The organism is Kitasatospora sp. NPDC091276 (assembly GCF_040684355.1).
In the GTDB taxonomy this organism is placed as follows: domain Bacteria; phylum Actinomycetota; class Actinomycetes; order Streptomycetales; family Streptomycetaceae; genus Kitasatospora.
Genome location: NZ_JBFBFU010000012.1, coordinates 126,910 through 139,908, shown reverse-complemented (window position 1 = coordinate 139,908; position 12,999 = coordinate 126,910). Strand labels below are relative to the sequence as shown.

General features: G+C 73.6%; 14 protein-coding genes. 2 read left to right on the top strand and 12 right to left on the bottom strand.

All coding sequences use genetic code 11. The annotated features are described in order from the left end of the window. Positions 1–309 precede the first annotated feature (309 nt). Together AB0O19_RS17285 and AB0O19_RS17280 are read left to right on the top strand one after the other, a co-directional pair. Entirely contained in the window at positions 310–1,332 is a 1,023-nt protein-coding gene (locus AB0O19_RS17285) for a M4 family metallopeptidase (RefSeq protein WP_363620295.1), read from the top strand. A gap of 157 nt (positions 1,333–1,489) precedes the next feature. Beyond that, a complete protein-coding gene (locus tag AB0O19_RS17280) occupies positions 1,490–1,756 on the top strand; it encodes a protealysin inhibitor emfourin (protein WP_063351090.1) in 267 nt (88 codons plus the stop codon). Between the two features lie 75 nt (positions 1,757–1,831). On the opposite strand, the gene era is transcribed toward AB0O19_RS17280, so the two are convergent. The 12 genes from era to AB0O19_RS17220 form a co-directional block, all read right to left on the bottom strand. Further along, positions 1,832–2,761: a GTPase Era gene (era, locus tag AB0O19_RS17275; RefSeq protein ID WP_363588241.1), complete on the bottom strand. Its 930-nt coding sequence runs from the start codon at positions 2,759–2,761 to the stop codon at positions 1,832–1,834. A 59-nt stretch (positions 2,762–2,820) separates the two neighbouring features. Then, on the bottom strand, positions 2,821–2,979 hold the full coding sequence (locus AB0O19_RS17270; RefSeq protein ID WP_159398424.1) for a hypothetical protein: 159 nt from the start codon (positions 2,977–2,979) through the stop codon (positions 2,821–2,823). A 151-nt stretch (positions 2,980–3,130) separates the two neighbouring features. Then, positions 3,131–3,484, bottom strand: a complete 354-nt coding sequence (locus tag AB0O19_RS17265; protein ID WP_063351091.1) for a hypothetical protein — start codon at positions 3,482–3,484, stop codon at positions 3,131–3,133. Positions 3,485–3,515: 31 nt separating this feature from the next. Continuing rightward, positions 3,516–4,061 (bottom strand): DUF4383 domain-containing protein, encoded by a 546-nt coding sequence (locus tag AB0O19_RS17260; protein ID WP_363620293.1) that lies wholly within the window; start codon positions 4,059–4,061, stop codon positions 3,516–3,518. A gap of 44 nt (positions 4,062–4,105) precedes the next feature. After that, on the bottom strand, positions 4,106–4,342 hold the full coding sequence (locus AB0O19_RS17255) for a hypothetical protein (protein WP_063351092.1): 237 nt from the start codon (positions 4,340–4,342) through the stop codon (positions 4,106–4,108). 33 nt (positions 4,343–4,375) lie between these two features. After that, the gene (locus AB0O19_RS17250) at positions 4,376–5,701 is read right to left on the bottom strand and encodes a hemolysin family protein (RefSeq protein WP_063347516.1); all 1,326 of its coding nucleotides are present in this window, start codon (positions 5,699–5,701) and stop codon (positions 4,376–4,378) included. Between the two features lie 19 nt (positions 5,702–5,720). Further along, on the bottom strand, positions 5,721–6,215 hold the full coding sequence (gene ybeY, locus AB0O19_RS17245; protein WP_063347517.1) for an rRNA maturation RNase YbeY: 495 nt from the start codon (positions 6,213–6,215) through the stop codon (positions 5,721–5,723). 14 nt (positions 6,216–6,229) lie between these two features. Further along, positions 6,230–7,246 carry a PhoH family protein gene (locus tag AB0O19_RS17240; RefSeq protein WP_363588278.1) on the bottom strand — a complete coding sequence of 339 codons (1,017 nt, stop codon included), beginning with the start codon at positions 7,244–7,246 and terminating at the stop codon, positions 6,230–6,232. A 278-nt stretch (positions 7,247–7,524) separates the two neighbouring features. Beyond that, positions 7,525–8,448, bottom strand: a complete 924-nt coding sequence (locus AB0O19_RS17235) for a ribonuclease Z (protein ID WP_363620291.1) — start codon at positions 8,446–8,448, stop codon at positions 7,525–7,527. 5 nt (positions 8,449–8,453) lie between these two features. Further along, a complete protein-coding gene (locus AB0O19_RS17230) occupies positions 8,454–8,807 on the bottom strand; it encodes a histidine triad nucleotide-binding protein (RefSeq protein WP_363620289.1) in 354 nt (117 codons plus the stop codon). A 119-nt stretch (positions 8,808–8,926) separates the two neighbouring features. After that, entirely contained in the window at positions 8,927–12,163 is a 3,237-nt protein-coding gene (locus AB0O19_RS17225; RefSeq protein ID WP_363620287.1) for a PDZ domain-containing protein, read from the bottom strand. A gap of 72 nt (positions 12,164–12,235) precedes the next feature. After that, positions 12,236–12,985, bottom strand: a complete 750-nt coding sequence (locus AB0O19_RS17220) for a 16S rRNA (uracil(1498)-N(3))-methyltransferase (RefSeq protein WP_363620285.1) — start codon at positions 12,983–12,985, stop codon at positions 12,236–12,238. Positions 12,986–12,999: the final 14 nt, after the last annotated feature.

Below are 12,999 nucleotides of genomic sequence, written 5' to 3'. Positions count from 1 at the left end.
TGATGCGTGGTGCGGGGGCGGGTCGGGGTGGTCGACACCGACTGGCCGGCAGCTGCCGCTCGCGACCCTCCGTTGGATCGCCGGATGACGCGCACAGCTCGATCCCCGCGGCGAGGGAGCCGGCCCTGTGGACTACAGGCCCTCGACGCGGCAGCTAAGAAGAAGCAGCCCGTTGCGCATGATGGCCCCAGCGTAACCCAGGGCCGCGCGCCCCCGAAGTGATCCGGGCCACCGTTCCACCCCTTGAGACGCCGACCGGTCACGCCAAGAGTGGTGACAACCGGTCATCGAGGCCTCACCCTGGGCCACATGACTGCAGCAGTTCCGATCTGCGCGATCGTCCCGCCGTACGTCCTGGACCGCCTCGCCGAGGCCGGTCACGAGCCCGCCGTCCGCTCCCTCCTGCTCGACACCGCGCACCGCGCGGCCCGCCTCGCCCCTCCCCCGCCCGTCAGCACCGGCCCGACCCCCAGCCGGCTGATCGCCGACACCTCCCACAGCCAGCGGCTGCCCGGCCGGACCGTCCGCACCGAGGGCCAGGCCCCGGTCGCCGACCAGTCCGTCAACCACGCCTACGACGGCCTCGGCGACACCTTCGCCCTGTACGCCACCGTCTTCGGCCGCCGCTCGATCGACGACCGGGGGCTGCGCCTGGACGCCACCGTGCACTACGGCCAGGACTACGACAACGCCTTCTGGAACGGCCACCAGATGGTCTTCGGCGACGGCGACGGCGAGATCTTCGGCGACTTCACCGCCTGCGTCGACGTCATCGGCCACGAACTCACCCACGGCGTCACCCAGTTCACCGCCGGCCTGCAGTACCAGGACCAGCCCGGCGCGCTCAACGAGTCGGTCTCCGACGTCTTCGGCTCGCTGGTCAAGCAGTACTCGCTGGGCCAGGACGCCGCCCACGCCGACTGGCTGATCGGCGCCGGCCTGCTCGCCCCCGGCATCCAGGGCGTGGCGCTGCGCTCGATGAAGGCCCCCGGCACCGCCTACGACGACCCCCGGCTCGGCAAGGACCCGCAGCCCGCGCACATGCGGGACTACGTGGACACCACCGACGACAACAGCGGCGTGCACATCAACTCCGGCATCCCCAACCACGCGTTCTACCTGCTGGCCACCGCCCTCGGCGGCCAGGCCTGGGACCGCGCCGGGCGGATCTGGTACGACGCCCTGACCGGCGGCCAGTTGGCCGCCGACGCCGACTTCACCGCCTTCGCCCGGGCCACCGTGGCCGCCGCCAAGGCCCGCTACCCCGGCCAGTCCTCGGTGGCGGACACCGTGACGGCCTCCTGGGCGCAGGTGGGCGTCAGCCCCGGCTGAACCCCTCCGGCGGCCCCGGCCGAACCCCTCAGGCCTCGGCGGCGGTCCCGACGACGGCGCCGACCGAGGACCGGTTGAGGCCGGGTTGAGCCGCGCTTAAGGTCACGGTCCGGGAAAAGACCGGCAAACTCCCTCCCCTGGTAGCACCATGGACACCATGCGTATCCAGGTGACCCGGACCGGCGGCTTCGCGGGGATCGTCCGCCATGCGGAACTCGACACCGTCGACCGCACGGACGCCCCGCACGTCCACGCGCTCGCCCGCGAGGCCGTCGCGGGCGGGCTGCGGGCGCCCTCGTACGGGGTGCCGGACGGCTTCCACTACGAGATCACCGTCGACGGCCGGACGGTCTACTGCGCCGACCCGAAGCTCACCGACTCGCAGCGCGAGCTGGTGTCGCTGGTCCTGCGCGAGGGCGCGTAGCCCCACCGGCCCCCGGACCCGCCGAAGGCCCGCCCGATCGACGGATCCGGGCGGGCCTTCGGCGGGAACCGGGGCTCAGAAGCCGAGCTTGCGCAGCTGCTTCGGGTCGCGCTGCCAGTCCTTGGCCACCTTGACGTGCAGGTCCAGGTAGACCGGCGTGCCGAGCAGCGCCTCGATGTGCTTGCGGGCGGTGGTGCCGACGTGCTTGAGCCGCGCGCCCTTGGCGCCGATGACGATCGCCTTCTGGCTCTGCCGCTCGATGTAGACGTTGGCGTGGATGTCCAGCAGCGGGCGGTCCGCCGGGCGGCCCTCGCGCGGGAGCATCTCCTCGACCACGACGGCCAGCGAGTGCGGCAGCTCGTCCCGGACGCCCTCCAGGGCGGCCTCGCGGATCAGCTCCGCGACCATGATCTGCTCGGGCTCGTCGGTGAGGTCGCCGTCCGGGTAGAGCGGCATGCCCTCCGGCAGCAGCTTGGTGATCAGGTCGCCGACCAGTTCCACCTGCTTGTCGCCGACGGCCGAGACCGGGATGATCTCGGCCCACTCGATGCCCAGTTCCTCACCGAGCTGGTGGATGGCGATCAGCTGCTCGGCGAGCCGCTTGGAGTCGACCAGGTCGGTCTTGGTGACGATGGCGACCTTGGGGGTCTTCTTGACCTCGGCGAGTTCCTTGGCGATGAACTTGTCGCCGGGGCCGAGCTTCTGGTCGGCGGGCAGGCAGAAGCCGATCACGTCGACCTCGGCCCAGGTGCTGCGGACCAGGTCGTTGAGGCGCTCGCCGAGCAGGGTGCGCGGCTTGTGCAGGCCGGGGGTGTCGACCAGGACGAGCTGGGAGTCCGGGCGGTGCACGATGCCGCGCACGGTGTGCCGGGTGGTCTGCGGGCGGTCGGAGGTGATCGCGACCTTCGTCCCCACCAGAGCGTTGGTCAGGGTCGACTTGCCCGCGTTGGGTCGGCCGACGAAGCACGCGAAGCCGGAGCGGTACGAGGAGGAAGGGGCACTCATGTGCTCCATTCTCCCTGATCACCGGAGTCGCGCTGTCCGGGCCCGCCCGCACCGCCCGATCAGCCCTTGCGGCCACCCCGCGAGACCACCGACATCACCACCAGCAGCACCAGGAAGGCGACCGAACCCCAGAGCCAGTACGGCGAGCCGGTCTCCTGCCACTTGCCCATCCCCATCACGAACAGCAGCAGCCCGGCGAAGAACGCCACCGCCCCCATGTGCCCAGCCCCCTCACCGAGTTCACTCCCCCGGTGAGACTATCGGCTCGGTTCGGGCAGGTGTTCGCCAGGCCGCCGCCATCGCCCGCCGCAGCGGGCCCCAGCAGCCCTCAGCGGGCCGCGGCACCAGGCCGGCGGGCCCCAGCAGGCCTCAGCGGGCCTCGGCCGCCACCCGCAGCGTCCCGTCCACGCCGGCCAGCAGCACGGGCGTCCCGGCCCCGCCGAGGTCCCGGACGGCCGCCAGGTCGGCCTCGGCCGGCTGCTCCGCCTCGCTCACCACGGCCGCCGCCTCCAGCGACTTCGCACCGCTGGCCACCGCCATCGCCACCGCCGTCTGCAGCGCGCTCAGCCGGAGCGACTCCAGCGCGACCGTCCCGGCCACGTACGTCCGGCCGGTCTCGTCACGCACCGCGGCCCCCTCGGCGACGCCGTTGCGGGCGCGGGCCGAGCGGGCCAGGGTGATGATCTTCTTGTCTTCGGGGTCAAGCTCGACGATGTCACTCATGCCGCCGAGCATAGGCGGCCCCCGCGGCCGCTCAGTGGCCGACCGGGTGGGTCGGACCGGGGTTCGGATTGAGGACCTTGACGAAGGTCTTCGGCCCGGACGGCCTCGCCGTCTCGTGCTCCGCGCGCTCGCGCCAGAACGGGTTGTCGTGCGGCAGGTGGCTGCTCACCCGGCCGTACATCCCGAAGGTCGTCAGGATCACCCCGAAGATGAAGGCGAACAGCACGTTCGACATCCGGAAGTTCAGGATGTTGGCGTCCGGCCGCCCGAGCACCGCCAGGCCGTAGAAGCCGGACAGGACGAACAGCACGCCGACCGCCATGTTCAGGTTGGACGCGAAGTTGCCGCCGACCACCGCCCCCGCCACCAGGATCGCGCCCGCCACGATGGACAGGATGCTCAGCGCCCCGTTGGTCGACAGCCCGGCGATCCGGTCGCCGTGGGTGGCGAGGAAGCCGGGGTGATCGGCCAGCCCCAGGCACCCGAACACGATCAGGAAGATCCCCCCGAGCCCCGCCCCGATCCGCCACACCGTGGCGAGCCGGCTGTTCACGGGCAGTTCGTCTTGCAGCTTCATGGTGACCTCCACCATGGCCTGGCCGGCCTGCCGGCCACGCCGGCCTAGCTGTAGGGATGGCTCCCCTGCATGTGCGGCACCTCGTGCATGTAGAGCGAACCGCACTGCTGGCAGCAGCGCAGCCCGGTGCCCCACTCCTGCTCGGGCCGCGTCTCGGCGTCGTCGGCCAGGCTGCGGCCGCAGAGCGCCGTCGCGGGGTCGCCGTCGCGCACCACGTGCCAGACCTTGACCCCGCCGGTCGCACCCTGCGGGCCGTACTCCGCGCGAAGTTGATGCGTCATGCTGTCCATGGTCGCTCCGCCGGGGCGCGACCGCTACTCGCCGGGCTCCGCCCCGGCCTCCGCGGCCTTGCGGACCGGCGTCGCGACCATCGAGCCGATCCGGTTGCGGCGCCCGGCCGAGGACTCGGCGGTCAGCAGGATGCCGGTCAGCCCGGTGCCGGCGGGCTCGGGCAGCGGGATCTCGCAGGCCGAGCCGGGGATCGGCACCCGGCCGAGGTGCTTGGCCAGCAGGCCGCCGACGGTCTCGACGTCCTCGTCCTCCAGCTCGATGCCGAAGAGCTCGCCCAGGTCCTCCACCAGCAGCCGGGCGGTGATCCGGTACGAGCCGTCGCCGAGGTCCTCCACCGGCGCGATCTCCCGGTCGTACTCGTCGGTGATCTCGCCGACGATCTCCTCCAGGACGTCCTCGATGGTGACCAGGCCGGCCGTGCCGCCGTACTCGTCGATCACGATCGCCACGTGCGAGCGGCGCTGCTGCATCTCGCGCAGCAGGTCGCCGGCCGGCTTGGAGTCCGGGACGAAGACGGCCGGGCGCATCACCGCGCCGACCTCCTCGGACTCCGCCTCCCGGTTGATGTGGGTGCGCCGGACCAGGTCCTTCAGGTAGACGATGCCGACCACGTCGTCCTCGCTGTCCCCGACCACGGGGATCCGCGAGAAGCCCGAGCGCAGCGCCAGGGTGAGCGCCTGCCGGACGGTCTTGTGCCGCTCGATCATCACCAGGTCGGTGCGCGGCACCATCACCTCGCGGACGATGGTGTCGCCCAGCTCGAAGACGGAGTGCACCATCCGGCGCTCCTCGTCCTCGATCAGGTCGTCCTTCTCGGCGAGGTCGACCAGCGCCCGCAGCTCGGCCTCGGAGGCGAACGGCCCCTCCCGGTAGCCCTTGCCCGGGGTCAGCGCGTTGCCGAGCAGGATCAGCAGCCGCGGGATCGGGCCGAGCACCGCGGCCAGCGGCAGCAGCACGAAGGAGGCGGCGGTCGCGGTGGTGAGCGGGTGCTGGCGCCCGATCGTGCGCGGCGAGACCCCCACCGCGACGAAGGACACCAGCACCATCACGCCGAACGCCAGCAGCACGGCCTGCCAGATCGGCTCCACGTTGCGCACGCACACCACGGTGACCAGGACGGCCGCCGCCATCTCGCTGGCCACCCGGATCAGGGTCGCCAGGTTGAGGTAGCGGATCGGGTCGGAGGCGACGGTCAGCAGCCGGGCCGAGCCGCGCCGCCCGGCCCGCACGGCCTCCTCCGCGCGGAACCGGGAGACCCGGGAGATGCCCGCCTCGGCGCACGCGGCCAGCCAGCCGAGGACGACGAGGAGCACGGCACCGAGGATGAAGCTCGTACTTTCACCACTCACAGGGGTTCGGGCTCCGCGCTCAGTGGGTGGTGGGGGCCGGGGAGAGACCACCGAGGCCCCGGCCCGCCCGCCAGTCGTCCAGGATGCGCTTCTGGAGGGCGAACATCTCCTCCTCCTCCTCGGGCTCCTCGTGGTCGTACCCGAGGACGTGCAGCACCCCGTGGACGGTGAGCAGTTGGAGCTCCTCGTCCATCGAGTGCTTGGAGGGGGCCGCCTTGCCCTGCTGCTCGGCGACCTCCGGGCAGAGCACGATGTCGCCGAGCAGGCCCTGCGGCAGCTCCTCGCCCTCCTTGCCGGGGCGCAGCTCGTCCATCGGGAAGGACATCACGTCGGTGGGGCCGGGGAGGTCCATCCACTGGATGTGCAGCTCCTCCATCGCCGCTCCGTCCACCAGGATCACGGACAGTTCGGACTGCGGGTGGATCCGCATCTTGTCCAGGGCGAAGCGGGCGACGTCGAGGATGGCTTCCTCATCGGCGTCCCAACCGGACTCGTTGGCGATGTCGATCGACATGACGGGCTGCGTACTCAGCTTTCGGTGCGATGGGACTGACGGGGTGCGCGGGAGCCGCGCCGCTGGGCCGGCTTGCGGGCGGGCGAGGAGTTCTCCTCGGCCTCCTGCTTGGCGTCCCAGCGTTCGTAGGCGTCCACGATCCGGCCGACCAGCTTGTGGCGGACCACGTCGGTGCTGGTGAGGACGGAGAAGTGGATGTCGGGCACGTCGGCCAGGATGTCCTGGACGACCTTGAGGCCGCTGCGGGTGCCGCCCGGGAGGTCGATCTGGCTGGTGTCGCCGGTGACCACCACCCGGGAGTTGAAACCGAGGCGGGTGAGGAACATCTTCATCTGCTCGGGCGAGGTGTTCTGGGCCTCGTCCAGGATGATGAAGGCGTCGTTGAGGGTGCGGCCGCGCATGTACGCCAGCGGCGCGACCTCGATGGTGCCGGCCGCCATCAGGCGCGGGATGGAGTCCGGGTCCATCATGTCGTGCAGCGCGTCGTACAGCGGGCGCAGGTACGGGTCGATCTTCTCGTAGAGGGTGCCGGGCAGGAAGCCCAGCCGCTCCCCCGCCTCGACGGCCGGGCGGGTCAGGATGATCCGGTTGACCTCCTTGGCCTGGAGGGCCTGGACGGCCTTGGCCATCGCGAGGTAGGTCTTGCCGGTGCCGGCCGGGCCGAGGCCGAAGACGATCGTGTGCTTGTCGATCGCGTCGACGTAGCGCTGCTGGTTGAGGGTCTTGGGGCGGATCGTGCGGCCCCGGTTGGACAGGATGTTCGCGGTGAACACCTGGGACGGCGCCGGGCTGTCCGGGTCCTCCGCGGCACCGCGGAGCATGGCGATGGAGCGCTCCACGGAATCCTCCGTCAAGGGCTGGCCGGTGCGCAGCACCAGCATCATCTCGGTGAAGAGCCGCTGCACGAGGGCGACCTCGGCGCGCGCTCCGGTGGCGGTCACCTCGTTGCCGCGGACGTGGATGTCGGCGGCGGGGAAGCCCTGCTCGATCACGCGCAGCAGCGAGTCCGCCGTGCCGAGCAGGGTGACCATCGGGTGCTTCTCGGGGATGACGATCCGGGCGCTGACGCGACCGTCGCCGGCCGGTTCGGGGCGCGACTGTCCGTTCGTACGGGTCTGCGATGTGTCACTCATAGGTCGGCGCTGGGCCTGCCTCATCCCATCCGTGGTGTCGTGTGCCGATCGGTCTCTCCGGGGCACCAGGGTACGCCGCGCACGTGGTCGCCGCGGCGGGCGGCGGGGCCGCACCCGACGATGCTGCGGCAGATCGGGGGGCGGCGCGAGCGCTTTTCACGGGGTGCGGGCCGGGTTCACGGCTGGCGCCGGACGGGGACGGGCACCCGGGTGAGGTCGGCGGCGATCACCAGCTCGCCGTCGAAGTGCTTGCGGGCGTCGGCCAGGTGCTGGCCGAGGTCCGGGTAGCGCTGGGAGAAGTGGGTCAGCACCAGGGTGCGCACACCGGCCTCGGCGGCGGCCTTGGCGGCCTGCCCGGCGGTGAGGTGGCCGTGCTCCTCGGCGAGCCGGGTGTCGGCGTCGGTGAAGGTCGACTCGGCGACCAACAGGTCGGCGCCCTCGGCGAGTTCGTACACGCCGTCGCAGAGCCGGGTGTCCATCACGAAGGCGAAGCGCTGGCCCGGCCGGGGGTCGCTGACCTCCTCCAGGGTGACCCGCCGGCCGTCCGCCTCGATCGCCCCCTCGTGCTGGAGGCGCCCGACCGCGGGGCCGAAGACGCCCAGCGCGGCGAGGCGTTCGGGCACCAGGCGGCGGCCGTCCGGCTCGGACAGCCGGTAGCCGAAGGACTCCACGGGGTGGGACAGCCGCACGGCGTCCAGCGCGAAGCGGGCACCGGGCGCGGGCAGCGGGCCCGGCTCGTCGATCGGCCGGGGCCGCAGGACGGCCGTCTCGTGGTAGGCGGTGGCGTGCCGCAGCCGCTCGAAGTAGACCTCGCCGGAGGCCGGGAAGTAGACGTCCACCGGGTGGGGGACGCGGTCCAGGTTGATCCGCTGGATCACCCCGGCGAGACCCAGGCAGTGGTCGCCGTGGAAGTGCGTCACGGCGATCCGGGTGACCTGGGTGGCCGAGACGCCGGCCAGCAGCATCTGCCGCTGGGTGCCCTCGCCGGGGTCGAACAGCAGGCCCTCGCCGTCCCAGCGGAGCAGGTAGCCGTTGTGGTTGCGGTGCCGGGTGGGCACCTGGCTGGCGGTGCCGAGGACGACGAGTTCGCGCTGTGACACGTAGGTCAGACCATGTTCTCGGTCATCGGCTTGCCGCCGAGCACGTGGACGTGGGCGTGGAAGATCGTCTGGCCGGCGCCGGCACCGGTGTTGAAGATCAGCCGGTAGTCCTCGACGCCCTCGTCCGTGGCCACCGCGCCCGCCTCGGCGAGGAGTTCACCGGCGATCTCCGGCTCGGCGGCGGCCAGCGCGGCGGCGTTCGGGTAGTGGACGTGCGGGATGACCAGGACGTGCAGCGGCGCCTTGGGGGCGATGTCGCGGAAGGCGAGGACGCGCTCGGTCTTGCGCACCACGGTCGCCGGGATCTCGCCCGCGACGATCTTGCAGAACAGGCAGTCGGGCTGCGGCTCGCCGGCCATCGGCTTCTCCTCGGTTCGTGTCTGGTCTGGGGCCGTACGGGCGCAGCCTAGCGGGAAGTCGGCCCGGCCGACCTCCCGTTCGGCTGCTCTCCCGCCCGCCGGGGCGGCGGGGGCGCGCCCTACGCCCAGGGCATCGGCGGGGCCGTGCGGGGCGGGGCCGCGGCGAGTGCGGCGAGGGCGATCCGGACGCCCTCGGCCAGCTGCGGGTCCTCGCCGGCGGCCCACTGGTGCGGGGCCATCGGCACCTCGACGTCCGGGTCGACGCCGTGGTTCTCCACGCCCCAGCCGTAGTTCTCCAGCCAGTACGCGTACTTGGGCTGGGTGACCAGGGTGCCGTCGACCAGGTGGTAGCGGCTGTCGATGCCGATCACCCCGCCCCAGGTGCGGGTGCCGACCACCGGGCCGATGCCGAGCGTCTGGATGACGGCGTTGACGACGTCGCCGTCCGAGCCGGAGAACTCGTTGGCGAGCGCGACGACCGGCCCGCGCGGGGCGTCGAGGGGGTAGGGCACCGGGTGGTCGGTGTCCCGGATGGCGTTCCAGCCGACGATCCGGCGGGCGAGCTTCTCGATCACCAGCTGCGAGGTGTGGCCGCCGCGGTTCTCCCGGACGTCGACGATCACGCCGTCCCTGGCCAGTTCCACGGCCAGGTCGCGGTGGATCTGGGCCCAGCCGGCCGACTGCATGTCGGGGATGTGCAGGTAGCCGAGCCGGCCGCCGGACAGCTCGCGCACCGCGGCCCGCCGCCCGGCCACCCAGTCGTGGTAGCGCAGCGGTTCCTCGTCGGCGATCGGGACGACCACCGGGTGGCGCCGGTCGGTGCCGTCCTTGCCGGCCACGGTCAGCTCGACCGGCTGCCCGGCGGTGCCGGCCAGCAGCGGGGCCGGGCCGGTGACCGGGTCCACCGGGCGGCCGTTGACGGCGAGGACCGCGTCGCCCGGGCGGATCGCGGCGCCGGGCGCGGCCAGCGGCGAGCGGGCCCGGGGGTCGGAGGACTCTCCGGGCAGGATGCGGGCGATCCGCCACCGGTCGCCGTCCTTGGCGAGGTCCGCGCCGAGCAGGCCCTGGCGCCGGGCCGGCTCGGTGTACCGGCCGTACGGGATGACGTAGGCGTGCGAGGTGCCGAGTTCGCCGTGCACCTCCCAGAGCAGGTCGACCAGGTCGTCGTGCGAACCGAGGCGTTCCACGAGCGGCCGGTAGCGGTCCAGCACGCCGGCCCAGTCGACGCCGCCGAGGTCGGGGCGCCAGAAGTTGTCGCGCATCAGGCGGCCGTTCTCGGCGTACATCTGCCGCCACTCGGCGGCCGGGTCGACGGTGACCCGCAGCCGGGCCAGGTCGACGCCCACCTCGTCGTCCTCGCCGCCCGCCTTGTGCTCGGCCGGGACGATCCGCAGTTCGCCCCCGTCCAGCACGGCCACCCGGGTGCCGTCCCCGCTGACCGCGAAGCCGTCCACGCCGTGCACCAGTTGCTCGACGCGGCGCTTCTTCAGGTCGAAGCGCTCCAGCACCGGCCGGGGCCGCTCGTCCTCGGGCGAGGCCGCCTCGTCGCCGAGTTCGCCGAGCAGCGGGGCGCGGGTCCACAGCACGCCGTCCTTGGCGGCCCTGAGCGCGTCGAACCGGCCGCCCTCGACCGGGAACGGGACGATCCGGTCCGCGATGCCGTCCAGGTCGACCCTGGTCACCGGCGCGGCGTCGCCGGCGGCCTCCTCGCCGTCCGCCCTCCTGCCGCGCGGCTCGTCCTCCTCCCCGCCGAGCGGGCGCCCGGCCCGCTGCGGCCCGAACGGGGACGGCGTGTCGGCGGCCAGCGTGATCAGGTACGGGCGGCAGCCGTTGGGGAACGACAGGTCGAAGACGTGCGAGTCGTAGACCGGGTCGAGGTTGCGCACCGACAGGAACGCCAGGTAGCGGCCGTCCGCGGTGAAGGCCGGCGAGGTGTCGATGAAGCGCTCCTGGGTGACCTCGCCGACCGTCCGGGCCACCAGGTCGGCCAGCACGATCTGGCGCAGCGAGTACGGGCCCAGCCGGTGCACCGGCCGCGACCAGGCCAGCCAGGCCGAGTCCGGGCTGAAGGCCAGCCCGCTGACCTCGCCGTCGGCGCTGCGGTCCAGCTCGTGCACGGCGCCGTCGGCGAGCGCGACCAGCAGGACCCGGCCGTCGTGCACGCCGAGCGCGGCCTGCTTGCCGTCCGGGGACACCGCCAGGGAGTTGACCCGGCCGATCCGCCCGGCGGCCAACCGGCGGCGCTCGGCGCCCTGCGCGTCGGGGGCGAACTCCAGGGCGTCCTCGCCCTCGGCGTCGGACACCCACAGCACGCCCTGGGCGCCGTCCTCGCCCGGCACCACCCGGGCCAGCCGCCCGCGCACCCCCGGGGTCTCGTCCAGCACCCGGGCCGGGCCCTCGCGGTGGGTCAGCCAGTGCACGTCGCCGCGCACCACCACGGCGCCGGCCCGGCCGGTGCGGTCGGGGGCGGCGGACTCCAGCCAGTGCGCGGCGTGCACCGGGCGGGGGCGGCGGCCTCTACGCGGGCCGGCCAGCCGGATGTCGAGGCGGCGGGGCGCGGCTCCCGCCAGGTCGTCCAGCAGCCAGACGTCGCCGGCCCGATGGAACACCGTCCGGGTGCCGTCGGTGCCGGCGTTGCGGGCGTAGAAGCCGTCCGGGTCGGTGGTGTGGCGGCGCAGGTCGGAGCCGTCCGGGAGGCTGGAGTAGAGCTCGCCGACGCCCTCGTGGTCGGAGAGGAAGGCGATCCGGTCCCCCACCCACAGCGGCGAGTCGAGCTGGCCGTCCAACTCCTCGTGGACGCGGACGAATTCGTCCCGCCCGATCCACAACTTGCCCGCCCGGCCGCCCCGGTAGCGCTTCCACCAGGCCGGCTCGCGGTTGTTGACGGTGCCCAGCAGCACGCGGTCGCCGCCCGGCTCGAAGGCGAGCCCGCCGACCGGCCCGTACGGCAGCCGCACCGACTCGCCGCCGTCCAGCGGCACGGCGTGCGCCCAGCTGCGGCGCAGGGTCGCCTCGCCGGCGGTGGTCAGGGCGATCGGGCGCCCGTCGGCCGTCCAGCCCCGCACCTCGGTCTGCTCGCTGCCCCAGTGGGTGAGCCGCCGGGACGGCCCGCCGTCCACCGGCACCACGTGCACCTCGGGCGCGCCGTCCCGGGTGGAGGTGAAGGCGATGTGCCGCCCGTCGGGGGCGAACCGGGGGTGCCGGACGGGCACGTGATCGGCCGTCAGCCGCCAGGCCCGGCCACCGTCCAGCGGGGCCAGCCAGACGTCGTCCTCGGCGACGAAGGTGACCAGGTCACCGTGCAGATGGGGGTGGCGCAGGTAGGCGCCCGCGGAGGTGCTCAGGGGTTCCGTCACGCGGTCAGCGTAGGCACGTGCGCGCACGGCGCGGGCCGGTTCGGGCAGACTCCGACCGCACGGGCGGGCCGGCTACGACCAGCGGCCGGTGCGCCCCAGCAGCAGGGCGCCGGCGGCCACCCCGGCGGTGGAGGTGCGCAGCACCGAGGGGCCCAGCCGGTACGGCCCGGCGCCCGCCTCGGCGAACGCGGCCAGCTCCTCCGGGGAGACCCCGCCCTCCGGGCCGACCACCAGCACCACGTCCCCGGCCGCGGGCAGCGCGGCCAGCGCCAGCGGCTCGGCGCCCTCCTCGTGCAGCACGGCGGCGAACGCGGCCCCGGCCAGCAGCGGCGCCAGCTGCCGGGTGGTCGCCGGCTCGCGCACCTCGGGGAAGCGCAGCCGGCGGGACTGCTTGCCGGCCTCCCGGGCGGTGGCCCGCCACTTGGCGAGCGCCTTGGCGCCCCGGTCGCCCTTCCACTGCGTGATGCAGCGCGAGGCGGCCCACGGGACGATCACGTCCACGCCGACCTCGGTCATGGTCTCCACCGCGAGCTCGCCGCGGTCGCCCTTGGGCAGCGCCTGGACGACGACGATCCGCGGCGCCGGCTCGGGCTCCCGGCGGACGGCGGCCACCGTGACGTCGATCGCGTCCTTGCCGAGCACCGCGGCGACCGTCCCGTCCACCCCGAGGCCCAGCCCGTCGGCGAGGGTCACCGCCTCGCCCGCCGCCAGCCGCTTCACCGCGGCCGCGTGCCGCCCCTCCGGCCCGTCGAGGCGCACCACGGAGCCGGGCGCGGCGGCGGCGATCCGCTCGGTCTCGACGACGAAGACGGGGGCGGTCATGCGGGGAACCTCCG

Excerpts from the sequence above, each read along its gene's own strand:
- AB0O19_RS17270 (WP_159398424.1), bottom strand. The coding sequence starts at position 2,979 with ATGGGGGCGGTGGCGTTCTTCGCCGGGCTGCTGCTGTTCGTGATGGGG.
- era (WP_363588241.1), bottom strand. The coding sequence starts at position 2,761 with ATGAGTGCCCCTTCCTCCTCGTACCGCTCCGGCTTCGCGTGCTTCGTC.
- AB0O19_RS17260 (WP_363620293.1), bottom strand. The coding sequence starts at position 4,061 with ATGAAGCTGCAAGACGAACTGCCCGTGAACAGCCGGCTCGCCACGGTG.
- AB0O19_RS17255 (WP_063351092.1), bottom strand. The coding sequence starts at position 4,342 with ATGACGCATCAACTTCGCGCGGAGTACGGCCCGCAGGGTGCGACCGGC.
- AB0O19_RS17285 (WP_363620295.1), top strand. The coding sequence starts at position 310 with ATGACTGCAGCAGTTCCGATCTGCGCGATCGTCCCGCCGTACGTCCTG.
- AB0O19_RS17230 (WP_363620289.1), bottom strand. The coding sequence starts at position 8,807 with ATGGCCGGCGAGCCGCAGCCCGACTGCCTGTTCTGCAAGATCGTCGCG.
- AB0O19_RS17265 (WP_063351091.1), bottom strand. The coding sequence starts at position 3,484 with ATGAGTGACATCGTCGAGCTTGACCCCGAAGACAAGAAGATCATCACC.
- ybeY (WP_063347517.1), bottom strand. The coding sequence starts at position 6,215 with ATGTCGATCGACATCGCCAACGAGTCCGGTTGGGACGCCGATGAGGAA.
- AB0O19_RS17220 (WP_363620285.1), bottom strand. The coding sequence starts at position 12,985 with ATGACCGCCCCCGTCTTCGTCGTCGAGACCGAGCGGATCGCCGCCGCC.
- AB0O19_RS17280 (WP_063351090.1), top strand. The coding sequence starts at position 1,490 with ATGCGTATCCAGGTGACCCGGACCGGCGGCTTCGCGGGGATCGTCCGC.
- AB0O19_RS17240 (WP_363588278.1), bottom strand. The coding sequence starts at position 7,246 with ATGGTCACCCTGCTCGGCACGGCGGACTCGCTGCTGCGCGTGATCGAG.